The organism is Streptomyces tropicalis, assembly GCF_029269835.1.
GTDB lineage: Bacteria > Actinomycetota > Actinomycetes > Streptomycetales > Streptomycetaceae > Streptomyces > Streptomyces tropicalis.
The window spans coordinates 66862-88827 of sequence record NZ_JARJBB010000006.1 but is presented as its reverse complement, the minus strand read 5'-3'; the positions used below and the strand labels follow the sequence as shown (position 1 = coordinate 88827).

Here is a 21966-nt window from a genome sequence, read left to right as displayed (position 1 = left end):
CGAAGGTTACGGAGCGGCGCATGACGAGCACCTTCCCCACCATCTCCATCAGCACGGAGCGGTTGGTGCTGCGTCCCCTCGACGAGGACGACGTCCCCGCCCTGGCCGCGATGATGAACGACGAACAGGTCGCGTCCTGGACCGACGTCCCGCAGCCCTTCGGCGAGGACCGCGCACGCACCTGGATCACCGGCCACGCGCCCGCCGAACGCGCCGCCGGACGCGGTCTCGACCTGGCCGTCACCGAGTTCCTCACCCAGCGCCTGGTCGGCGTCGTCCAGCTCACCCGGACCGACTGGCACGTCCGGTCCACCGAGCTGTCGTACATCGTCGCGCCCTGGGCGCGTGGCGAGGGCTACGCCTCCGAGGCGGCGCTGGCCACCGCCCGCTGGCTCTTCCGGGACCAGAAGTTCGAGCGGGTGGAGCTGCGCACCGCCGCCGACAACACCGCCTCCCAGCAGGTCGCCCAGAAGATCGGCTGCATCAGCGAGGGTGTCCTGCGCAACGCCTGCATAGCGCACGTGCGCACCGAGGACGGCGGCTGGACCGACCTGCGCACCGACTTCATCGTCTGGAGCCTGCTGCCCGAGGACCTCGCGGGCGCCGGGGAGCACCTGGCCGACGGCGCCGGCTACCCCTCCTACTCCGACTGGAACTGACGCGGCGCCGCAGCGTTCGGGCCGGACCCCTCGGCGCACCGGCCGACGGGGTACCCTCTCGGAACGCCCGTGCGGGCCGTCCCCCGACGATCTGCGACATCCCCTGGAGACTGACGACGATGGCCGACCGGGTCACGGTGATCGGCTGGGACGGCTCGCCGCTGACCGCCGCGGCACGTTCCGCCCTCGGTGCCGCCACCCTGGTGGCGGGCGCCGCCCACCACCTCGCACTCGCGGAGGTGCCCGGCACCGCCGAGCGCGTCCGCCTCGGCAGCGTCCCCCTCGCCGCCCGCCGCATCGCCGCCCACCGCGGGACCGCCGTGGTGATCGCGGACGGCGACCCCGGCTTCTTCGGCGTCGTGCGGACTCTGCGCGCACCGGATTTCGGCCTCGAGGTCGAGGTGGTCCCCGCGGTGTCCCCCGTCGCCGCCGCCTTCGCCCGCGCCGGGATGCCCTGGGACGACGCCCAGGTGGTCGTCGCCCACAAGCGCACCCTGCGCCGCGCGGTCAACGTGTGCCGGGCGCACACCAAGGTCGCCGTGCTGACCGCCCCCGGGGCCGGACCCGCCGAACTGGGCCTCCTGCTGGAGGGAGTCCACCGCACCTTCGTCATCTGCGAGGAGCTGGGCACCGAGCGGGAACAGGTCACCGTCGTCACCTCCGACAACGCCGCCGACCACACCTGGCGGGACCCCAACGTCGTCATCGTCATCGGCGGCCCGGCCGGCGGCGGCGAGGGCGGCGGCTGGATCGCCGGACGCGACCCCGCCGCCGGCCCCCGCGGCTGGACCCGGCCCGCCGCCTCGTACGGCGGCGACCTCGGCGAGGGGGAGTCGGATCTGCTCCGCGCCGCCCAACTGGCCCGGCTCGGGCCGCGCGTCGGCGACCTGGTGTGGGACATCGGCTGCGGCAGCGGTGCGTTCGCCGCCGAGGCCGCGGGCGGGGGAGCCGCCGTCATCGCCGTCGACCACGACCCCACCGCCTGCGCCCGGGCCGAGGAGGCCGCCCGCCGCGCCGGCGTCCAGCTCCAGGTGGTGCGCGGCAGCGCCCCGCACGTGCTGGAGAACCTGCCGGAACCGGACGTCGTGCGGGTCGGCGGCGGGGGAGCGGCCGTGGTCTCCGCGGTCGCCGACCGCCGACCGCAGCGCATCGTCGCCCACGCCGCGACCCGCGACACGGCCGAACGCATCGGCCGCGACCTGACCGAGCACGGCTACGACGTCGAGTGCGCGCTCCTCCAGTCCGTCGAACTCGACACCCGGGCCTGGACGGAGAAGGAGCGGAGCGTCGCCTTCCTGCTCAGCGGGGTCCTGCCCGAGCGCGCCCCGTGATCGGGTTGTCGTACCGCGCGCGGTAGGCTGGCCGACCGTTGTGCCGCACTGGGTGGACCGGAACTTCGTTCGTCAATGTCCGGAAAACCCGCCCGTTTTGAGGGGAGTGTGGTACGGCAGAACCGGGGGACGCGCAACGTGGCGCAGTCCACAGCGGACCGACGCGGATCGGGCTGTCACGGCGACGGCACGACCACGACAATGCCACTCAATGGCTTTGTCGCCTTTTACCGGCGGGTCGTTCGTGCCGCTGGGCACGGACGCTCGTTCTTCACTGCGGGACGGTCGGTGCGCCGTCCCCGGTGAGCTGGTCGCAGGAGCACTTAACCGATGGGCGAGGGGTACGCATGACCGACACCGGCCAGGTCCCGGGCGAGGGACTGCCGGAGAGCGCAGGCATGGTGGAGCAGCCGGGCGTACCCGCCTCCACCACGTACGCCTACCTCTCCGAGAACCCTGCCGAGGACGAAGACCTGCTGCTGCCCGGTTCCCACGGTGCCTGGGGCAACGAAGTGCCGCCGCCCGCCCCGGAGCCGGTCGTCGAGGCGTTCCATGCCCCCGGACCGCACGAACTGTCCGGCCGCGACACCGGCTCGGTCGACCTCGGCGGCGTCCTGCACCCCGGCCCGCCCGGAGCCGCGCCCGGGGGGCAGCCCGCGCCCCGCCGCCCGCTGCACCTCGGCCCGCCGCTGCCCGACAGCTCCGCGAGCCCCGTCCGCTCGCTCGCCGACCGCGGCCCGGCCGGGGTGCGTGCCCGGCAGCCCGCACCGGCGGCGGCCGCCCCCGAGCCCGCCGAGGCCGTGTACCCGGGGGAGGCGGTCCCGCAGGGCGCCGCCCCCTGGGGCGCCCCAGGCCAGGCTCCGGTCCCCGCCCCGGCCGGCGCACAGGGCCCGGCTGCGGAAACGGTTGCTCCGGCCGCCGCGCCCGCCGACCCGGCCCCCGCCCGGGCCGCCCTCCCGCAGCCGGTGCCGCCGCCCGCGGCCGCCGAACCGGCCGGGGACCCCGCGGGCCGGCCCGAGCCGGGCCCCGAGGCCGTCCCGTCCGCCCCGGAGGGCGCGCAACCCGCGCCGGGCGGTCCGGAGTCCGCAGCAGGGCACGCGCCGGACGCCGCGTCCGCGACCGGTCCCGCCGGGCCGCCCGCCGAGGCCGCCGCGACCGGTTCGGAGACCGGCCCCGAGGGCGCGTACGCCGCCGGGGCGACCCCGGCCGACGCCGCCCCGGCCGGACAGCTTCCGCCCCTGACCGCGGCCGTACCGGGCCAGGCCCTCGACGCCGCCGTCGCACGACGGGACCGGGGCCCGGACGCCCCCCGGTCCTCGGGCGCCCTCCAGGGTCCCGAGGCCCTCCGGGGCCCGGAGCACACCCCGGCCGCGGAGCAGGCCCCGTACACGGAAACGGCTCCCGGGGCCCCCGCCGGATCCGCGCCGGAGACGGAGGCCGCCCCGCTGCCGCAGCCCCCGGCCGCCCCCGACGCCACCGCCACGCCCTTTGACGGCATCGCCCTGCCCGCCGACGCGGCCCCGCAGCCCGGGGACACGGCGACGGGCACCGTGACTCCGCAGCCCGTCCCGGCGGGCGGGCAGCCCCAGCCGGACGCCGTCCCGTCGGAGCCGCAGGCCGCACCGCCCGCCCCGCAGACCGCGGCCGCCGAGGCCGGGTCCGCCCCGGTCCCGGACGGCACCGACCCGGCCCTGCTGCAGGGCCCGCAGCATCCCGAGGCGGACACCACGCCCGCGGACCGCACCGGGCCCGACCAGGGGGCCGACCGGCAGCCGGTCGCCGGCCCCGCCGCACCGGCCCCCGACGTCCTGCAGGCCCCGCACCCGGTCGAGCACGCGGCCCCGGCCGCTCCCGACGCCGTCGCCGGCCCCGGCGAGGCGCCCGAGGAGCACGGTCCCGGCGCGCCGGTCCCGGCCGCGGTCCCGCTGCAGGCGCAGCCGGGCCAGCCGATCGGCCGGTTCGTCCCGGTGGAGGGCACGGTGCCCAGCGCCCCGCACCTCGCCCCGACCCCGCCGCACCCGCTGGTCCTGCCCGCCGAATCCCCGGCCGCGCAGGACCCGGAGGCCGCTGGGGCGCCGGACGTACCCGCCGTGACCGTCCCCGCCCCGCGCGGGGCCGACACCGTCCCCGCGGCGCCCGCCGCGGAACCCGAGACCGAGGTCGTACAGCACGCCGACGACCTGCACACCCAGGTCGCCGACCAGGAAGAGAGCACGGCCCCCGTGGCAGAAGCACAGCAGTCCACCGGACCGGCCGCGCCCGGCTTCGACGACGCCGAGCGCGAGGCCGTGCTCCGCGTCATCCGCGAGCGCCGCGACATCCGCAACGGCTTCCGCAGCGACCCGATCCCGCACGAGGTCCTGCTGCGCGTCCTGGAGGCGGCGCACACCGCGCCGTCCGTGGGCCACTCCCAGCCCTGGGACTTCGTCGTCATCCGCTCCGCCGACACCCGGCAGGCCATGCACGAACTGGCCATGCGCCAGCGCGAGGCCTACGCCAAGTCGCTGCCGAAGGGCCGGGCGAAGCAGTTCAAGGAACTGAAGATCGAGGCCATCCTCGACACCCCGGTGAACATCGTCGTCACCGCGGACCCGACCCGCGGCGGCCGCCACACCCTCGGTCGCCACACGCAGCCGCAGATGGCCCCCTACTCCTCCGCGCTCGCCGTGGAGAACCTCTGGCTCGCCGCCCGCGCGGAAGGCCTGGGCGTCGGCTGGGTCAGCTTCTTCGACGAGCGCGAGATGGTCCGCGAACTCGGCCTGCCCGAGCACCTGGAGGTCGTGGCCTACCTGTGCGTCGGCTACGTCGACGAGTTCCCGGGCGAGCCCGAGCTGATGCAGGCCGGCTGGTCCAAGCGCCGCCCGCTGTCGTGGGTCGTCCACGAGGAGACGTACGGACGCCGCGCCCTGCCGGGGGAGGACCCGCACGACCTGCTCGGCGAGACGGTCGCCCAGATCCGGCCGCTGGACGCCAAGGCGCTCGGCGAGGCGTGGGAGCGCCAGAAGCGGATGACCAAGCCGGCCGGCGCACTCGGCATGCTGGAGATCATCTCCGCGCAGCTGTCCGGCCTGTCCCGCCAGTGCCCCCCGCCGATCCCGGAGCCCGCGGCCGTCGCGATCTTCGCCGGCGACCACGGCGTGCACGCCCAGGGCGTCACCCCCTGGCCCCAGGAGGTCACCGGCCAGATGGTGGCCAACTTCCTCGGCGGCGGAGCGGTCTGCAACGCCTTCGCCGCGCAGGTGGGCGCCGAGGTCTGCGTGATCGACGTGGGCGTCGCCACCGACCTCCCGGCCACCCCCGGCCTGCTGCCCCGCAAGGTCCGCGCCGGCACCTCCGACATGACCGCCGGACCCGCGATGACCCGCGAGGAGGCCAAGCAGGCCATCGAGGTCGGCATCGAGACCGCCCGCGACCTGGTCGCCGCCGGGAACAAGGCGCTGCTCACCGGTGAGATGGGCATCGCCAACACCACCGCGTCCGCCGCCCTGATCTCCGTCTTCACCGGCGCCGACCCGGCGGAGGTCACCGGCCGCGGCACGGGCATCAACGACGAGACCCTGGCCCGCAAGACCGAGGTCGTGCGCCGCGCGCTCGAACTGCACCAGCCGGACCCGGCCGACCCGATCGGCGTCCTCGCCGCGCTCGGCGGCTTCGAGCACGCGGCCATGGTCGGCCTGCTCCTCGGCGGCGCCTCCCTGCGCACGCCGGTGATCCTGGACGGCGTCAGCGCCGGCGCCGCCGCCCTGGTCGCCCGCGCCGTCGCCCCCGAGGTCCTCGCCGCCTGCATCGCGGGCCACCGCAGCGCCGAGCCCGGCCATGTCGCCGCCCTGAACAAGCTCGGGCTGCGCCCCCTGGTCGACCTCGACCTCCGGCTGGGCGAGGGCACCGGCGCCCTGCTGGCCCTCCCGCTGGTGCAGAGCACCGCGCGGGCCATGCACGAGGTCGCCACCTTCGACTCGGCCGGCGTCACCGAGAAGTGACCGCGGGCCCGGGGCCGGGGGCGCACGCCCGCCGGCCCCGGCCCCGCCGTACGCCCGGCCGCCTCCCGCGGACCCCACCCGAGGCGAGCACCGCCCGCCGAGGCACTAAAATCCCCACGTCAGGGCCGCTCCGGAGCCGCAGCGCCCATTCGTACCGCCTGGACGAGGAGCCGCACCTCTCATGGCCGAACACCCCGCCTATCCCGTAGGTCTCCGCCTGACCGGCCGCCGTGTGGTCGTCGTCGGCGGCGGACAGGTCGCCCAGCGCCGGCTGCCCGCGCTCCTCGCCGCGGGCGCGGACGTTGTGCTCGTCTCCCCGGAGGCGACCCCCTCCGTCGAGGCCATGGCCGACGCGGGCGAGATCACCTGGCAGCGGCGCCCCTACGCGGAGGGCGACCTCGCCGGGGCCTGGTACGCCCTGGTCGCGAGCGACGACGCGGAGGCCAACGCCCGTGCGTCCGCCGAGGCGGAGCGGGAGCGCGTCTGGTGCGTCCGGTCCGACGACGCGGACAGGGCCACCGCCTGGACCCCGGCCACCGGGCAGAGCGAGGGCGTCACCGTGGCCGTGCTGACCACCGACGCCCGCGGCCGCGACCCCCGGCACACCGCGGCCGTCCGCGACGCGGTCGTCGAGGGACTGCGGGACGGCACCCTGGTCGCCCCGCACCACCGCACCCGCACCCCGGGCGTCGCCCTGGTCGGCGGCGGCCCCGGCGACCCCGACCTGATCACCGTGCGCGGCCGCCGCCTGCTCGCCGAGGCCGACGTCGTCATCGCCGACCGGCTCGGCCCGCGCGACCTGCTGGCCGAACTGCCGCCGCACGTCGAGGTCATCGACGCCGCGAAGATCCCCTACGGCCGCTACATGGCCCAGGAGGCCATCAACAACGCCCTGATCGAGCACGCCCGCAAGGGCCGGTCGGTGGTGCGCCTCAAGGGCGGGGACCCGTACGTCTTCGGGCGCGGCATGGAGGAGGTGCAGGCGCTCGCCGAGGCGGGCATCCCGTGCACCGTGGTGCCCGGCATCTCCAGCTCCATCTCCGTCCCGGGCGCCGCGGGCATCCCCGTCACCCACCGCGGGGTCGCCCACGAGTTCACCGTGGTCAGCGGCCATGTCGCCCCTGACGACGAGCGCTCCCTGGTCGACTGGCCGAGCCTGGCCCGGCTCACCGGCACGCTGGTGATCCTGATGGGCGTCGACAAGATGGGCCGGATCGCCGAGACACTGATCGCCCACGGCCGGTCCCCGGACACCCCGGTGGCCCTGGTCCAGGAGGGCACCACGGCCGCCCAGCGCAGGGTGGACGCCACCCTCGCCACGGTCGCCGAGACCGTCCGGGCCGAGGACGTGAGGCCGCCGGCCGTCATCGTCGTCGGCGAGGTCGTCGCGGTCGGCACGCCGACCGACCGGTGATCCCGGGCCGTCCCGCTCCTTCCGTGCCGCAGGCACCGCTTCGAGGACAAGGCAGTATCACTTCCGTGGCCGATCTCATCACCGTCGAGGACCCCGACGACCCCCGCCTCGGCGACTACACCGGCCTGACCGACGTCGAGCTGCGCCGCCGCCGCGAACCGGCGGAGGGCCTGTTCATCGCCGAGGGCGAGAAGGTCGTCCGCCGGGCCAGGGACGCCGGATACGGCATGCGCTCGATGCTGCTCACCCCGAAGTGGGCCGACGTCATGCGCGACGTCATCGACGAACTGACCGCCCCGGTCTACGTGGTCGCCCCCGACCTGGCCGAGCGGGTCACCGGCTACCACGTGCACCGCGGCGCCCTCGCCTCCATGCAGCGCAAGCCGCTGCCGGCCGCGGGCGAACTGCTGCGCGGCGCGCGCCGGGTCGCCGTGATGGAGGCGGTCAACGACCACACCAACATCGGCGCCATCTTCCGCTCCGCGGCCGCCCTCGGCATGGACGCGGTGCTGCTCTCGCCGGACTGTGCCGACCCGCTCTACCGGCGCAGCGTCAAGGTCTCCATGGGCGCCGTCTTCTCCGTGCCCTACGCCCGCCTGGACACCTGGCCCCAGGGGCTCGACTCGGTCCGCGAGGCCGGGTTCACGCTGCTCGCCCTCACCCCCGACGAGAAGGCGCGCAGCCTCGACGAGACCGCCCCGCACCGGATGGACCGCGTCGCGCTGATGCTCGGCGCGGAGGGCGACGGCCTCTCCCGGCAGGCGCTGGTCGCCGCGGACGAATGGGTCCGCATCCCCATGGCCCACGGCGTCGACTCCCTCAACGTGGGCGCCGCGGCGGCGGTGGCCTTCTACGCGGTGGCGACGGGCCGGCCCACGGCCTGAGCCGCGGCGCCCGGACCCGCGGCGGTACGGGGCGCGTCCGCGGCGGGCGCCGTCAGGCCCGGCCGCACGGCGGCCCACCCCGCGCGCACCGGCTCCCACCGGGTCCGTTCCCGCTGCGTCCGCTCCTGCGGACTCTGCCCGTTCCGGGCCTGCTCCCGCCCCACGCGCGGACCGCTGCCGTCGCCGCCGAGCCCCCGCGCCGGGCCCTGGCAGCCCTGCGCGACCGCGATGCCGAGGGCGACCAGCAGCGTCACCACCACGAAGACGAACAGCCGCTGCCGCAGCAGACGCGGGTTGGCGGGCCGCAGCCCGGTCCCGGTGGGGCGGGCCGGCCGCCCGGCGCCGCTGCGCGGACCCGGCCCGCGGCTCCCCGTGCGCGAGCCGTCCCGGGACGCCGAACCCGGCCGGGCCCCGCCCGCGCGGGACGACGTGGACCCCGCGCGCGACGAGCTGCCGCCGCGGGACCCGCCCCGCGAGGCCGAGGCCCCGCGCGGCGCGGGGGTGCCGGATCCGCCCTGCGGGCGCCTGCGGCCCCGCTGCTGCTCCGGGTACGAGGCCCGCTGGTCCGGACGGCCGCCGCGCCGCTGGTCGGCGTACCCGGGCCGTGACGGCTCGGCGCGGCCGGCGGGCCGGTGGTCCGGACAGGTGTCGACGAGCGGCCCGGTCGGCCGGTCCGCCTCCGCGGCGCGCGGCGCGGGCGGCCGCAGGTCCTCCAGATCCTGAGCCTCCCGCGCCGCGATCTCCTTCAGCCGGAGCGACAGTTGCAGCGTGCTCGGCCGCTCCTCGGGGTCCTTCGCCAGACAGGCCCGCACCAGCGGGGCGAGCGCGTCGGGCACGCCGTGCAGGTGCGGCTCCTCGTGCACCACGCGGTAGAGCATCACCTCGGAGCTGCCGTGCCCGAAGGGGGAGTCGCCGGTCGACGCGTACGCGAGGGTCGCGCCGAGCGAGAAGACGTCGGTGGCCGGGGTGACGGCGGCGCCGCGCACCTGCTCCGGGGCGAGGAAGCCGGGGGAGCCGACCGCCGTGCCGACGTGCGTGAGCGTGGAGGCGCCGGTGGCCCAGGCGATGCCGAAGTCGATGATGCGGGGGCCCTTGGGGGACAGCAGGATGTTGGACGGCTTCAGGTCCCGGTGCACCACCCCGGCCTCGTGCACCGCGACCAGTCCCTCGGACAGCGCGGCCCCGACGGCGGCCACGTCGGCGGCGCGCAGCGCGCCCTCCTCGGCGACCTTGTCGTGCAGCGAGGGGCCGGGCACGTACTGGGTGGCGAACCACGGCCGGTCCGCGTCCAGGTCCGCGGCGACGAGACGCGCCGTGCACCCGCCGCGGATCCGCCGCGCGGCGGACACCTCGCGGGCGAACCGCGAACGGAACTCCTGGTCCTCGGCCAGGTCCGGCCGGATGACCTTCAGGGCGACCCGCTGGCCCTTCCGGTCGGAGCCCAGGTAGACCACGCCCATCCCGCCCGCGCCGAGCCGTCGGTGAAGCCTGAACGAGCCGACGACGCGCGGGTCCTCGCGCCTCAGGCGCATCATCGCCATGTTCATCCCCGCTGCCCGGTCCCTGTGACGAGCCACAGCTTACGTTTCCGGGACCGTCCACGCGCAGAGGCCGCGCCCTCTCGGCCCGATCGATTGTCTCTACCGGACAGGACAGTTGAAGGAAGGTCAGGACCGCGGGAGGCCACCCGGACCGGCCGCCCGGCAGAGCGCAACCGCCGGGCGTGCCAGGGGGATTGGAGACGTCACGGAGGATCTTCGGGCACCGGCCAGGACGGTCCGCCACGCCCGGGGCGGAGCTCCTCGGGAGGCCGTCCGGACGGGCCGCGACGGGGTGCCCGGGGGCCGCCCGGACGCCGTGCGCGTGAGCGAAGTCACGCGCACCCGGCCGGGGCGGTCCGGTGAACCGCCCCTCACCGGAGACCCTCTCGGGGAAGACCCCGAGACCGGCGGACGCGTCTCCACCCAGGGGAGTACGCACCACGGCACGGCTCATCCTCCGGGAGGCCCGGCAATCGGTACGAGGGCATGACGTCCGCCGTCCCCGCCGGGCCTAGATTTGAGGTCAAGCGGCGGGTGCGGTACTCGTCCCCCGAGGTCGGACACCCGCCGCTCCAGGAGCGCCGGGAGACCGGGTGCACCTGGGAGCACGGCGGACACACACAGACAGACCGCGGTCAGCACAGACGGTCGGGAGAAGGACCATGGCCCACACGGCAGCGCGGACACCGTTCCGCACGGAGGGGCGCGGCGCGTACGCCGTGCTCCGCCGCAGCCGCCCGGGCCGCCGCCACCCCCTGGTGGCGACGCTGATGGCCCTTCCCCTGGCGGCCCTGCTCCTGCTCGTCTTCGACGGCTGGGAGACGGTGGCCACTCAGGCGTCGTCCGTGGGCGTGATGCTGGGGCGCTGAGCGGCGACCCCAGGCCCGGAAGAGCGGTCCGGGCGGGGACATCCACCCATGAAACCCCGTGGGGACGGGGGTACGGCGGACGGCACAGATGCCGGCGCAGCTGGGGAGCTGCGCCGGCATTGCTGTGTGCGCGGCGTCCCCGCGCCCCGGCCCGCACCCGGCATCCCGGCGCGCGAGACCGTCCGCCTCACTCCGCCGCCGGCGCACGACCGCCCCTCCCCGCCTCCGCATTCCGGCGGACGAGACCGCCCGTCCCGCCTCCGCATTCCTGCGCACGGCACCGCCCGTCCCGTCGCCCTACCACCCGGCCCCTGCACCGCCGCCCGTCCGGCCCCGTACCCTCGCCTGCGGAACCGCCCTGCAGCGGGACGGCGTCATCCGGCGTGCGTATGCGGACGTACCCGCCGCACGGCGGACGCCGGGTCCGCGGACGCCGGGCACACCCGCGCCGCACGGCCTGCGCCCGGCGGCCGGGCCGACCGTACGGCGGCCGTACCGGCAGCAGGGTGGCCGCATCGGCAGCAGCGCGCGGCGTGCGGGGCGCGATCGCGGCCCGAGGACGAGGGGGACCCGTGACCGAAGACCTTCAGGCCGCCCTGGCCGCCCGCGCCCGGGCCGCGGTGCACACCGCCCCGGGCGCCGGGTGCCCGTGCCACCCTGCCGGCACCCTCGCCGACCGGCCCGACGCCACCGTCGTCCGGCACGCGGGCGCCGTCGCCAAGGCGCACGCCCCCGGCACCGACGCGGGCGCGCTCGCCCTGCGCCTCGCGGTGGCCGCCCGGCTTCCCGGGGTCCTGCTGCCCCCGCTCACCCCGGCCGCCGAGGTCCTCCACGGCCGTCCGGTCACCTGCTGGCCCCACGGGACCCCGGTGGACCCCGACGCCCCGGACACCGCCCCCTGGGAGGCCGCCGCCGCCCTCCTCGCCCGCCTGCACCGCACCCCGGTCGACGCCGCCCCGCCACGTGCCGGGCCGTCCACCGCCCACCCGGCCCCGGCCGGGCGAACCCTGCCCCCGATGCGCGGCCCCGCGAGGGCGGCCGAGGCCCTCGCCCGCCTGCGGGCCGAGGCGCCGGGCCACCCGGCCGCCCGTCCCGTGCTGCGTGCCTGGCGCACCCTGCCCGCGTGGGCACGGGCCGAGGAGCCCCCGCCGGGACCCGCCGTCCTGTGCCACGGCGACTTCCACCTGGGCCAGCTCGTGCGCCACCCGGCACCCGACGGTCCCTGGGTCCTCATCGACGTGGACGACCTCGGCGCCGGCGCCGGTGCCTGGGACCTGGCGCGGCCGGCGGCCTGGTTCGCCTGCGGTCTGCTGCCTCCGGAGGAGTGGGCGCGCTTCCTGGGCGCCTACCGTGCGGCCGGCGGACCCGCGGTGCCCGCCGACGGCGACCCGTGGCCGGACCTGGACGCCCCGGCCCGGGCCCTCACCGTGCAGACCGCCGCCCGGTCCGTCGTCCGGGCGGCCGCGGCGGGCCGCCCGCTGGACGAGGTGGAGCAGGCGCCGGTCGACGCGTGCGACCGAATGAGCCGCCGTCCCGCCGAGTTGGCCGACGGCGAGCGCCCGTAGGGTGCAACCGACCGCAGCCGAACGGAGTCTGTCCTGGCGATACGCGAAGCAGGACCGACCGAGCAGGAGTTGAGCCGACCATGCAGTGTCCGAAATGCCATGCGCCGATGCACACCTACAACCGCAACGGCGTCCAGATCGAGCAGTGCAGCGGCTGCCGCGGCATCTTCCTCGACTACGGCGAGCTGGAGGCGCTGACCCGCCTGGAGTCGCAGTGGTCGCAGCCCGCGCCGCCGCCCCCGCCCGCGCCGCAGGCGTACCCGGCCGCTCCCGCCTGGGGCGCCCCGCACGGCGGCCACCACGGCGGCGGCCACGGCCACGGGCACTACGACCACCACCGCCACAAGAGCTTCGGGCACATGCTGTTCTCCAGCTGAGCCCGCCGCGGAGCCCCCGCAGCCCCTCCCGGGGCCGCGGGGGCCGTTCCGGTGCCGCGCATGCAGAAAGCCCCCGGTCGGGGACCGGGGGCTTCGAGGTGTGGACGATACTGGGATTGAACCAGTGACCTCTTCCGTGTCAGGGAAGCGCTCTCCCGCTGAGCTAATCGTCCGCGGGGCCGTGATCCGGGGATCACGGGCACTGCGTGCGCGATACTGGGATTGAACCAGTGACCTCTTCCGTGTCAGGGAAGCGCTCTCCCGCTGAGCTAATCGCGCGGGGGATCATGCGATCCGGGGCGGACCCGCAGGTCCAGTGGACGATACTGGGATTGAACCAGTGACCTCTTCCGTGTCAGGGAAGCGCTCTCCCGCTGAGCTAATCGTCCTTGGAGGTGGAGACGGGATTTGAACCCGTGTAGACGGCTTTGCAGGCCGTTGCCTCGCCTCTCGGCCACTCCACCAGGAGTGTAGGGGACCGTGAGTCCCCATCTTCCTTCGAGCGGACGACGAGGCTCGAACTCGCGACCTCAACCTTGGCAAGGTTGCGCTCTACCAACTGAGCTACGTCCGCCTGTCGTTTCGGGCCGCTTGCGCGTCCCGGCGACGTGTTGAACTCTAGCGGATTCCCGGGCCAGTACAAAAACGCGTTTGTGCAGCGTGCTGCGCTGCGTGCCCGCGGGGCACCCGGAAGGACACGTCCGGGCCGCCGGCCGGACACCCGTCCTAGACTCGACGGCGTGCTCCACCGCCCACCTCTCGCCCGCTTCGGCGACCGCGTCGCCACCGGCCTGATCGACGTCACCGACGATCCCGCCGCCCTGGACTCCGCCGGTTTCTGGGCCGTCGCCGCGGACTACGAGGGCCGGCTGACCTGCGCCCGCTTCCGGGACGTGCGGGAGGAGCCCGTGCCCGCGCCGCGGCCGGGACGGTGGCGGGGGCCGGCGGTCGGCGACTGGACGTCGTCCCTGGACCGCGCCGGGTACACGGCCGGGGTGCGGCGGATCCGGGAGCACATCGCCACCGGCGCGGTCTACCAGGTGAACCTGTGCCGGGTGCTCTCCGCCCCGGTCCCGCCCGACGCGGACGTGGACGCCCTCACCGCCGTGCTGGCCCGCGGCAACCCGGCCCCCTACGCAGGGACGATCCGTCTGCCGGCGCACGGCGTCGAGATCGCCACCGCCTCGCCCGAGCTCTTCCTGCGCCGCGCGGGCGCGACCGTGGAGTCCGGCCCGATCAAGGGCACCGCCCGCACCGAGGCCGAGCTGCTGGAGAAGGACTACGCCGAGAACGTGATGATCGTGGACCTGGTCCGCAACGACATCGGGCGTGTCTGCGCCACCGGCACCGTCTCCGTGCCCGACCTCTGCGCCGTGGAGAAGCACCCCGGCCTGGTCCACCTCGTCTCCACGGTCCGCGGCGAGCTGCGCCCCGGGACCGGCTGGCCGGAGCTGCTGGACGCCGCCTTCCCGGCCGGCTCGATCACCGGAGCCCCCAAGTCGAGCGCCCTGCGGATCATCGACGCCCTGGAGACCGCGCCCCGCGGGCCGTACTGCGGGGGCATCGGCTGGGTCGACGCCGACCGCGGCACCGGCGAGCTCGCCGTCGGCATCCGCACCTTCTGGATCGACCGGCCCGCCGCGGGGCCGCCGGTGCTGCGTTTCGGCGCCGGCGCGGGGATCACCTGGGACTCCGACGCCGAGGGGGAGTGGCGGGAGACCGAGCTCAAGGCGGCCCGGCTGCTCGCGGTAGCGTCGGGTGCACACGAGGACATCGGAGAGGGACTGGTGACGTGAAGATCTGGCTCGACGGCGGGTTGCAGGACATCGGGACCGCCCGCGTCTCGGTCCTCGACCACGGGCTGACCGTGGGCGACGGCATCTTCGAGACGGTGAAGACGGCCGGCGGCAGGACCTTCGCGCTGACCCGGCACCTGGACCGGCTGACCCGCTCGGCGCGCGGCCTGGGCCTGCCCGACCCCGACCTCGACGAGGTGCGGCGCGGCTGTGCGGCCGTCCTCGAGGCCAACCCGATGGCGCTGGGCCGGCTGCGGATCACCTACACCGGGGGCCACGGCCCGCTCGGTTCGGACCGCGGCGAGGACGGCCCCACCCTCGTGATCGCCCTCGGGGCGACCACCCGGCGCCCGGACTCCACCGCCGTGATCACGGTCCCCTGGACGCGCAACGAGCGGGGCGCGCTCACCGGTCTGAAGACCACCTCGTACGCGGAGAACGTCGTGGCCCTCGACCGCGCCCACCGGCAGGGCGCCTCCGAGGCCCTCTTCGCCAACACCGTCGGGCAGCTGTGCGAGGGCACCGGGTCCAACGTGTTCGTCGTCCTCGACGGCGAGATCCACACCCCGCCGCTCGCCTCCGGCTGCCTCGCCGGCATCACGCGCGCGCTGGCCGCCGAGTGGACCGGCGCGCAGGAGACCGACCTGCCGCTGGACGTGCTGGAGCGGGCCGACGAGGTCTTCCTCACCTCGACCCTGCGCGACGTCCAGGCGGTGCACCGGATCGACGGGCGCGAACTGCCCGGCGCCCCGGGCCCGGTGACCGCCAAGGCCATGCGCATCTTCCAGGAGCGCTCCGGCGACGACCTGGATCCGTAGACCGCTGCCCTCCCGGGCGTCCGCGGTCCGTCCCCCGAGGGGAAAAGGGGCTGACGCCGGACCGCCCACCGGGTAGAACACCCCTGATGACCACGACTCTGCGGCCGACCGAGCCGCTTCAGCGCCGCGACGACGGCACCCGCTCCCGCCGCTACCAGGTCTGTGTGAACGGCAGGCCCGTCGGCGTGATCCACCTCGGCACCTCCGCGTCCCTCGGCGACACGGTGGCCCGCGTCCACGACCTGCGCATCGAGGAGGGCGACCGGCGCCGCGGCCGGGCCACGGTGGCCGCGCTGGCCGCGGAGGAGGTCGTCCGCGGCTGGGGCTGCCGGCAGATCGAGGCGGTCGTCCCCGCCGACGCCCCCGAGGCGCTGCGGCTCGCCCGCACCCTCGGCTACGTCCTGCGCAACCGCGGCATGGAGAAGCCGCTCGGCGAGGTGCCGCCCGAACTGCCCCCGGGGAGCGTCGCCCGCCCCATGACCGAGGCGGAGTTCGCCGCGTGGCGGGAGAGCGAGGCGGAGCACTACGCGCACACCTGGGCCGAGCGGGGCGTGCCCGAGGCCGAGGCCCGCGCCAAGGCGCGCCGCGACCTCGAGCAGTTGCTGCCCGACGGGCTCGCCACCGCCCACGCCCGCTTCAGCGTCCTGGAGCACGAGGGCACCCGGGTGGGCGTCCTGTGGCTGGCACGGCGCGACGAGCGGGGGTTCGTCTTCGACGTCGAGGTGGACGCCGCCCACCGCGGGCGCGGGCACGGCCGCACGCTGATGCTCCTCGCGGAGGCCCAGGCCGTCGCCGCGGGCCGGCGGGTCCTCGGGCTGAACGTGTTCGCGGGCAACACCCCGGCCGAGCGGCTCTACGAGTCGCTCGGCTACACGACCGTGCTGAGTGCGCTGTACAAGCCGCTGCTCCAGGTGTAATCGGGCGGTTGCGGCCGGGACGGCCGCGCCGGGGCCGGTCCCGGGGGGTCAGGCCTTCTGGCCGGCCGACAGCCGGTCCACGATCTCCTCGATCCGCGCGCGCAGGCCCGCCTGGCTCTTGCCGCCGTCCAGGCGCTCGCCGCCGACGACGTAGGTCGGCGTGCCGGTGACGCCGATCGCCCTGCCCTCGGCCTGGTCGGCGTCGACGATCAGGATGTGCCGTCCGTCGATCAGGGCGGTGTCGAACTCCTCGGCGTCCAGGCCCAGTTCGCGGGCGACCTCGACCAGGAAGGACTCGCCCCCGCGGTCCAGCTCCTCGACCCGGCCGAGCACCGCCTCCACGTACGGCCACATCCGTCCCTGGACGGCGGCCTCCTCGGCGGCCTGCGCGGCGGCGAAGGCGTGCTTGTGCTTCTCCAGCGGGAAGTGCCGCAGCCGCAGCTCCAGCCGGTCGCCGTAGCGGTCGCGCAGGGCGCGCAGGTCGTCCAGCGCGGTGCGGCAGTCCGGGCACTGGAGTTCGCACCAGACGTCGAGTACCGGGACGGCGGCGCGTACGGGGGAGGAGTCGCTCATGGGGTCCAGTCTCCCAGCCGGGGGGCCGCCCGGCCCCATCGGGACCGCCCGGACCGGATCCGCCCGCGCGGCCGGGGCCACCGCCGTGCGGGACCCGGGGAGGAGGCGACCCGGAGATGTCCCTGATCCGCGCCCGGAGCGTGGCATCCGGGAGCGGGCGGGGTGCAGGATGGAAGGGACGAAACCACCCGCCCGGCCGCGTCGCCAGGAGGCCCGCCCATGATTGCCGAGACCGTCTGTTCCGCCGTCTCCGCGGCCGGCCTGGGCATCGCCGCGGTCACCGCGTACCGCAGGCGCTTCCATGCCGCCGTCCGGATCGCCGCCTACTCCCTGATCCCGGTCGCCCTGGTGATGACGGGCGTCGTGGGCTGGGTGGCCGGCACGGCGTTCCGCCCCACCGCCTGGGCCGGGTTCGTGCTGCTCGCCGTCGCCTGGGGGCTCTTCGCCGCGACCCGGGCCGTGGAGCGCCGCCGCGGCGGCACCCGCAAGGAGCGCAGAGCGGCGGCACGTGCCGCGCGCGAGGGCTCCGGGCGGCAGGAGGCCGCGGCCCCGGAGGCGTCGGCGCCCGCCCTCGGCCCGGCCGGGAGCCGGGACGGCGGCGCGTCCGGCCGTTCCGCCGCGGCGCCCCGGAGCGAGGACGACTTCAGCGACATCGAGGCCATCCTCAAGAAGCACGGCATCTGACGGCCGCGCCCTCCGGCACGGCCGGTTCGTCAGGGGTGGTCCGGCAAGTGCTCAAGATCAGAACCAAAGCGAACCGAAGATCACGGAATACGGCGAACTCCCGTACCTTCCGTGTGTGTTGATCGCGCCACGGGCGCCGGCTGCGTCATCATCACCGCGAGATGGTGGACACGACACAGAGCGAGGCCGCGCCTGAGAAGGACGAGCAGCGCGGGTGCCTCTTCGCCCTATCCCAGCCGCCGCTGATGATCTTCCTGGCGGTGATCGGGTGTCTGCTGCTCATGGCTTCGCTGCACGACCTGCTGCTGCCGTGAGCCGTACCGTGGGTCCTCGGCGTCACCCGCCGGGGACCACGACCCGCCCCCGCGCCGTCCGGGAACGCGCCGGTCCCGGGGTCCGCGGACGTCAGCCCGCCGCCTCCTTGCGCCGCGCCCGGTACGCCGCCACGTGCAGCCGGTTGCCGCAGGTGCGGCTGTCGCAGTACCGCCGAGAGCGGTTGCGCGAGAGGTCCACGAAGGCGCGCCGGCAGTCCGGGGCCTCGCAGCGCCGCAGCCGCTCCCGCTCCCCGGCGACCACGAAGAACGCGAGCGCCATGCCGCAGTCGGCGGCCAGGTGGTCGGCGACCGAGGCGCCCGGGGCGAAGTAGTGCACGTGCCAGTCGTAGCCGTCGTGGTCGGTCAGCCGGGGGGTGGTGCCCGCGGCGGCGACCAGTTCGTTGATCATCCCGGCGGCGGTCCGGCTGTCCGGGGCGGAGAAGATCCCCGCGAACCGCGCCCGGATCCGGCGCACCGCCGAGAGGTCGAAGTCCGAGAGCGTCCCCACGTCGCTCATGCGGTGGGTGCGCACGAACTCCTCGAGGGCCGGCAGGCCCGCCAGTCCGTCCGGAGCCGCGTCGTCCTCCGGGGCGGTGTTCACCAGATCCACCACGGTGTCCAGGGCGCACCGGGTGTCGTGGGTGATCAGCACGTTTCGCTCCCTGCCTGGAGATCGGGCACACGCCCGCCGACGCGGGCAGATCGTAGCGGCTCCAGGAGCCGCCGGACCCGGCCGCACGCACCGGCGCTCGCCGATTCCAACGCAGGGCCGCCGCCCGTGGTTCCCGCCCCGCTCCGCTCCCGGTCACGCAGCGTCATGCCGCCGGGGGGCCCGGGCGCGGCCCTCCTCGCGCGCGAGCGCACCGGCACCGCCCCCCGGCCGGGGGAGCGGTACCGGCGCGTCCTGTGCGGTTGTCCTGGCCCGAGCCGTCTCCCCGAGTGGACGGCGCCGGGCGGCCTGGGGCCTCGACGGGTCGGGCTAGCTTTCCGCGAGGATGTGGGAGAGCTCCTGATCGAGATCGAAGTGCCGGTGTTCCGTGCCCGGGGGCACGGCCGCGTCCGTCCGCTTCAGGAAGGACTCCAGGGCCCGCGCAGGGGCCTCGAGCAGGGCTTCGCCCTCCGGGGAGCTCAGGGCGATGCAGACGACGCCCTGACCGTGACTGCGCGACGGCCAGACGCGGACGTCGCCGGTGCCCGTGGGGCGGTGAAGCCCTTCGGCGAGGAGGTCGCGGGCGAACACCCACTCGACGGTCTCCTCGGCTCCGGTGTGGAAGGTGGCGTGCACGGCGTAGGGGTCGGCCGTGTCGTACCGCAGTCCTGCGGGGACAGGCAGGGAGGACTCGCTCGACACAACGAGGCGCAGGTGCAGCTCGCAGCTGACCGTGGTGTTCATAAGCGCCAGGGCCTTTCGCTCAGTGTGCGCTCGGGGATTCGCACGTCGGCGAAATCGACATGCCACCTACGGTGCCGTTGTAAACCCCTCTGAGTGTTTTGCCTGGCTTTAGGTAACTCTTCCGGCCGAGAACCCGTTCGCGCGGTACCACCATTCCGGTGACATGTTTCTCTCCGGTAGGGTTCCCGTGTATGAATACGGGGAGTGACGAACCGGGCCGCGGAGCCGCGACGCCGGGCGGCCCGGGGGCGGACGGGGCGCAGGACCGGCGGGGGCTGGGGTCCCGGGCGCCCGTGTTCGTCCGGTCACGCCGGGTGCTGCACCTGAGCTGGCAGGCCGGGATCTTCGTCGTCGGCCTCGCGGTGGTCGCCGCCGGTGTCGTGATGCTCCCGCTCCCCGGTCCCGGCTGGGTGGTGATCTTCGCCGGCATGGCGATCTGGGCGACCGAGTTCGTGTGGGCCCAGCTCGTGCTCCGCTGGACCCGGCGCAAGGTCACGGAGGCGGCCCGGCGCGCGCTGGACCCCCGGGTGCGCCGCCGCAACATCGCCCTGACCACGACCGGACTGGTGATCGTCGCCGTCCTGGGCGGCATCTACGTGTCGAGGTTCGGCCTGGAGATGCCGTGGCGGGTCCGGGGCGGGTGAAGCCCGTCCCCGCTGTGCGGAGGACCTGGTCCGGGCCACCCCCTGACATGGGGTAATGTTCTTCCTGCGCCCGGGCGATTAGCTCAGTGGGAGAGCGCTTCGTTCACACCGAAGAGGTCACTGGTTCGAACCCAGTATCGCCCACCCGGCACGGCGGCCCGTCTGCGATTCGGCAGACGGGCCGCCGTCGTATGTGCGGACCTCCGGTCGCGCCGGTCCGGCGCGACCGGCCCGACGGCATCCCTGCGGCACGCGCGGGCCCGGGACCGGAGCGCCCCGGAGCGCCCGACGGCCCGGGGCGCGAAGGGGGAGCATCGAACCGGACGGTGACGATCCGTTACATGACGGGGGCTCCGGGCGGTCCGGGAAGAACGGTCCGGGCATTGTGCGCGCTCCGGGAAGAAGTGCCCGAAGATCGGAGCGCACCGGACTTCCGGAGCCGCGCCCATTCCTCCGTGAAGTCCCGCCGCGGGCATCGGCCGGAAAATCCCCGCGGCGTATTCCGAAACACCGTCACATTTCTTCCGGACAACCCGCGCCGAGCGGAAACGGCCGGCCGCACGGACCGGAGACGCGCACGTCCCTCCCGGATGCCCCTTCCCCGCACTCGTACGCCGCCCGGGCCCGGCGGAAGGGCGTCCGCACCGCGCGACGGCGCACACGGCTCCCGCGCGGCGCCGCGGCCCGGCACACTCGCCCCATGGACTGGAACCGGTACCGCTTCCTCAGCCTGTGGGACCTGCCCGCCCCGCCCGATGCCGTGTACGCCGCACTGGAACAGGTCGAGGAGTACCCGGCGTGGTGGCCCCAGGTGCGGGAGGTGCGGCGCGCCGGCGCCGAGAGCGGGATCCTCCGGGTGCGTGCACTGCTTCCCTACGAGCTGGTGGTCACCGCGGAGCAGACGCTGCGCGATCCGGCGGCGGGTGTGCTGCAGGCGGCGCTCTCCGGCGACCTCGTGGGCTGGTCGCGGTGGACGGTCGCGGCCGGAGGAAGGGGCACCCTCGCCCGCTACGACCAGGTCGTCGACGTGACGCGGCCGCTGCTGCGCCGGCTCGCGGTGCCCGGGCGTCCCTTCCTCCGGCTCAACCACCGGCTGATGATGGCGTCCGGCCGCCGCGGGCTGGCCGCCCGGCTGCGGACGGTTTGAAGGAAGCCCGTGGGGACCTGTATTGTTCAGTGCGTTCCCGGGCGATTAGCTCAGTGGGAGAGCGCTTCGTTCACACCGAAGAGGTCACTGGTTCGAACCCAGTATCGCCCACCGGGAAAGGCCGGTCCCTCGCGGACCGGCCTTTGTGCATGCCGTGCCGTGGCCCGGAGCCGTCGCCGGTCCCGCCGGTGGCGGTCTACGCCGCCGCCGTCAGCTCCGGCCGCAGCGGCCACGACGGATCCACCGACTCCTCCGACCCGCTGCGCGCGAACCACGCCTGAAGGCCGCGCGCCTGGGCGGCGTGCCAGCCGGTCTGCAGGACGTGCAGCTCCCCCGGGGTGAGCCGCTCCAGCCGGGTCGCGAAACGCCGGCCGAGGGCGCGCACCACCTCCAGCGCGGCCAGCGCGTCCGCCCCCGCCTCGTGCGCCCCGTCCAGCGCGACCTCGTAGTGCGCGCAGAGATCGGTCAGGGTGCGGCGGCCCTTGCGGTACCGGTCGAGGTGCTTGTCCAGCACCCGCGGATCCAGCACCCGCAGCGGCGACGCCTCGAACCAGCGGTCCAGCGAGGACGCGCGGTGGCGGCGCAACTCCCGGTCCAGCAGCGTCAGGTCGAACGGCGCGTTCATCACCACCAGCGGACGGCCGCGGGCCGCGTGCTCCGCCAGCTCCTCGGCTATCTCGTACATCACCGGAGCCGGCCAGCGGCCGTTGCGCTGCAGATGCCCGTCCGTCAGCCCGTGCACGTCCGTGGCGGCCGGCGGCACCGGCACGCCCGGGTTCACCAGCCAGCGCGCCACCCGCGGCCGGCCGCCCGGCGCGTCCTGGACGACGACGGCGGCCGACACGATCCGGTCGGTCTCGACGTCGACGCCCGTCGTCTCGGTGTCGAAGGCGGCCAGAGGCCCCTCGTACCACGTCATACGCCCACAACTCCTCGTTCACCCACGGCAGCTGACGCACCGTCTTCTGCCCCGTTTGGTGATACCCGGGCTGTTTGCGCCGTACGCCGGAAGGACACAACAGGAGTACGGGTCTTTGCAGTTCAGCGGCCCGCGGCAGGT

20 protein-coding genes and 7 tRNA genes are annotated in these 21966 nt (G+C 75.5%); 17 read left to right on the top strand and 10 right to left on the bottom strand.

Annotated features, from left to right (window positions below):
- The first annotated feature begins 20 nt into the window (after nt 1-20).
- The 5 genes from P3H78_RS14215 (at nt 21) to P3H78_RS14195 (ending at nt 8268) form a co-directional block, all read left to right on the top strand.
- Entirely contained in the window at nt 21-659 is a 639-nt protein-coding gene (locus P3H78_RS14215; RefSeq protein WP_276109318.1) for a GNAT family N-acetyltransferase, read from the top strand.
- A gap of 119 nt (nt 660-778) precedes the next feature.
- Nucleotides 779-1990 (top strand): precorrin-6y C5,15-methyltransferase (decarboxylating) subunit CbiE, encoded by a 1212-nt coding sequence (gene cbiE, locus P3H78_RS14210; RefSeq protein WP_276109316.1) that lies wholly within the window; start codon nt 779-781, stop codon nt 1988-1990.
- A gap of 347 nt (nt 1991-2337) precedes the next feature.
- Nucleotides 2338-5970, top strand: coding sequence for a nicotinate-nucleotide--dimethylbenzimidazole phosphoribosyltransferase (cobT, locus tag P3H78_RS14205; protein WP_276109315.1), 3633 nt, complete (start codon nt 2338-2340; stop codon nt 5968-5970).
- 181 nt (nt 5971-6151) lie between these two features.
- A complete protein-coding gene (gene cobA, locus P3H78_RS14200) occupies nt 6152-7384 on the top strand; it encodes a uroporphyrinogen-III C-methyltransferase (protein WP_276109314.1) in 1233 nt (410 codons plus the stop codon).
- A 65-nt stretch (nt 7385-7449) separates the two neighbouring features.
- Nucleotides 7450-8268: a TrmH family RNA methyltransferase gene (locus P3H78_RS14195; protein ID WP_276109313.1), complete on the top strand. Its 819-nt coding sequence runs from the start codon at nt 7450-7452 to the stop codon at nt 8266-8268.
- On the opposite strand, the gene P3H78_RS14190 is transcribed toward P3H78_RS14195, so the two are convergent.
- Nucleotides 8235-9815 carry a serine/threonine-protein kinase gene (locus P3H78_RS14190; protein WP_276109312.1) on the bottom strand — a complete coding sequence of 527 codons (1581 nt, stop codon included), beginning with the start codon at nt 9813-9815 and terminating at the stop codon, nt 8235-8237. The two genes, P3H78_RS14195 and P3H78_RS14190, sit on opposite strands and share 34 nt — an antisense overlap.
- A 656-nt stretch (nt 9816-10471) precedes the next feature.
- Here P3H78_RS14190 and P3H78_RS14185 point away from each other — a divergent pair.
- The 3 genes from P3H78_RS14185 (at nt 10472) to P3H78_RS14175 (ending at nt 12620) form a co-directional block, all read left to right on the top strand.
- The gene (locus P3H78_RS14185) at nt 10472-10678 is read left to right on the top strand and encodes a hypothetical protein (RefSeq protein WP_276109311.1); all 207 of its coding nucleotides are present in this window, start codon (nt 10472-10474) and stop codon (nt 10676-10678) included.
- 572 nt (nt 10679-11250) lie between these two features.
- Nucleotides 11251-12243, top strand: a complete 993-nt coding sequence (locus P3H78_RS14180) for a phosphotransferase family protein (RefSeq protein WP_438827965.1) — start codon at nt 11251-11253, stop codon at nt 12241-12243.
- An 80-nt stretch (nt 12244-12323) separates the two neighbouring features.
- On the top strand, nt 12324-12620 hold the full coding sequence (locus tag P3H78_RS14175) for a TFIIB-type zinc ribbon-containing protein (protein WP_276109310.1): 297 nt from the start codon (nt 12324-12326) through the stop codon (nt 12618-12620).
- Between the two features lie 101 nt (nt 12621-12721).
- Here P3H78_RS14175 and P3H78_RS14170 read toward each other — a convergent pair.
- From P3H78_RS14170 to P3H78_RS14150, 5 genes are all read right to left on the bottom strand, one after another.
- A tRNA-Val gene (locus P3H78_RS14170) sits at nt 12722-12793 on the bottom strand.
- 34 nt (nt 12794-12827) lie between these two features.
- Nucleotides 12828-12899 (bottom strand) — tRNA-Val (locus tag P3H78_RS14165).
- A gap of 38 nt (nt 12900-12937) precedes the next feature.
- Nucleotides 12938-13009: transfer RNA gene (locus tag P3H78_RS14160), tRNA-Val, on the bottom strand.
- 1 nt (nt 13010) lies between these two features.
- Nucleotides 13011-13084: transfer RNA gene (locus P3H78_RS14155), tRNA-Cys, on the bottom strand.
- A 37-nt stretch (nt 13085-13121) separates the two neighbouring features.
- Nucleotides 13122-13194 (bottom strand) — tRNA-Gly (locus tag P3H78_RS14150).
- Nucleotides 13195-13360: 166 nt separating this feature from the next.
- Here P3H78_RS14150 and P3H78_RS14145 point away from each other — a divergent pair.
- The 3 genes from P3H78_RS14145 (at nt 13361) to P3H78_RS14135 (ending at nt 16151) form a co-directional block, all read left to right on the top strand.
- Complete coding sequence (locus P3H78_RS14145; RefSeq protein WP_276109309.1) at nt 13361-14416, top strand: chorismate-binding protein; 1056 nt, start codon at nt 13361-13363, stop codon at nt 14414-14416.
- Entirely contained in the window at nt 14413-15234 is an 822-nt protein-coding gene (locus tag P3H78_RS14140; RefSeq protein ID WP_276109308.1) for an aminotransferase class IV, read from the top strand. Before P3H78_RS14145 ends, P3H78_RS14140 begins: the two co-directional genes overlap by 4 nt.
- Nucleotides 15235-15320: 86 nt before the next feature.
- Nucleotides 15321-16151, top strand: coding sequence for a GNAT family N-acetyltransferase (locus P3H78_RS14135; protein ID WP_276109307.1), 831 nt, complete (start codon nt 15321-15323; stop codon nt 16149-16151).
- Nucleotides 16152-16199: 48 nt separating this feature from the next.
- On the opposite strand, the gene P3H78_RS14130 is transcribed toward P3H78_RS14135, so the two are convergent.
- Entirely contained in the window at nt 16200-16724 is a 525-nt protein-coding gene (locus P3H78_RS14130; RefSeq protein WP_276109306.1) for a DsbA family protein, read from the bottom strand.
- Between the two features lie 219 nt (nt 16725-16943).
- On the opposite strand from P3H78_RS14130, the gene P3H78_RS14125 reads away from it, so the two are divergent.
- Nucleotides 16944-17408 (top strand): hypothetical protein, encoded by a 465-nt coding sequence (locus P3H78_RS14125; protein WP_276109305.1) that lies wholly within the window; start codon nt 16944-16946, stop codon nt 17406-17408.
- A gap of 161 nt (nt 17409-17569) precedes the next feature.
- Nucleotides 17570-17722, top strand: a complete 153-nt coding sequence (locus P3H78_RS14120; protein WP_276109304.1) for a hypothetical protein — start codon at nt 17570-17572, stop codon at nt 17720-17722.
- Between the two features lie 91 nt (nt 17723-17813).
- On the opposite strand, the gene P3H78_RS14115 is transcribed toward P3H78_RS14120, so the two are convergent.
- Together P3H78_RS14115 and P3H78_RS14110 are read right to left on the bottom strand one after the other, a co-directional pair.
- Complete coding sequence (locus P3H78_RS14115; RefSeq protein ID WP_276109303.1) at nt 17814-18374, bottom strand: CGNR zinc finger domain-containing protein; 561 nt, start codon at nt 18372-18374, stop codon at nt 17814-17816.
- A 327-nt stretch (nt 18375-18701) separates the two neighbouring features.
- On the bottom strand, nt 18702-19115 hold the full coding sequence (locus P3H78_RS14110; protein WP_004002642.1) for an SsgA family sporulation/cell division regulator: 414 nt from the start codon (nt 19113-19115) through the stop codon (nt 18702-18704).
- A gap of 191 nt (nt 19116-19306) precedes the next feature.
- On the opposite strand from P3H78_RS14110, the gene P3H78_RS14105 reads away from it, so the two are divergent.
- The 4 genes from P3H78_RS14105 (at nt 19307) to P3H78_RS14090 (ending at nt 21017) form a co-directional block, all read left to right on the top strand.
- Nucleotides 19307-19759 (top strand): TIGR02611 family protein, encoded by a 453-nt coding sequence (locus tag P3H78_RS14105; protein ID WP_276109302.1) that lies wholly within the window; start codon nt 19307-19309, stop codon nt 19757-19759.
- A gap of 72 nt (nt 19760-19831) precedes the next feature.
- Nucleotides 19832-19903, top strand: a tRNA-Val gene (locus tag P3H78_RS14100).
- 556 nt (nt 19904-20459) lie between these two features.
- Nucleotides 20460-20906 carry an SRPBCC family protein gene (locus tag P3H78_RS14095; protein WP_276109301.1) on the top strand — a complete coding sequence of 149 codons (447 nt, stop codon included), beginning with the start codon at nt 20460-20462 and terminating at the stop codon, nt 20904-20906.
- A 39-nt stretch (nt 20907-20945) separates the two neighbouring features.
- Nucleotides 20946-21017, top strand: a tRNA-Val gene (locus tag P3H78_RS14090).
- An 85-nt stretch (nt 21018-21102) separates the two neighbouring features.
- Here the strand turns inward: P3H78_RS14090 and P3H78_RS14085 are convergent.
- Nucleotides 21103-21825 carry a 3'-5' exonuclease gene (locus tag P3H78_RS14085; RefSeq protein WP_276109300.1) on the bottom strand — a complete coding sequence of 241 codons (723 nt, stop codon included), beginning with the start codon at nt 21823-21825 and terminating at the stop codon, nt 21103-21105.
- Nucleotides 21826-21966 lie beyond the last annotated feature (141 nt).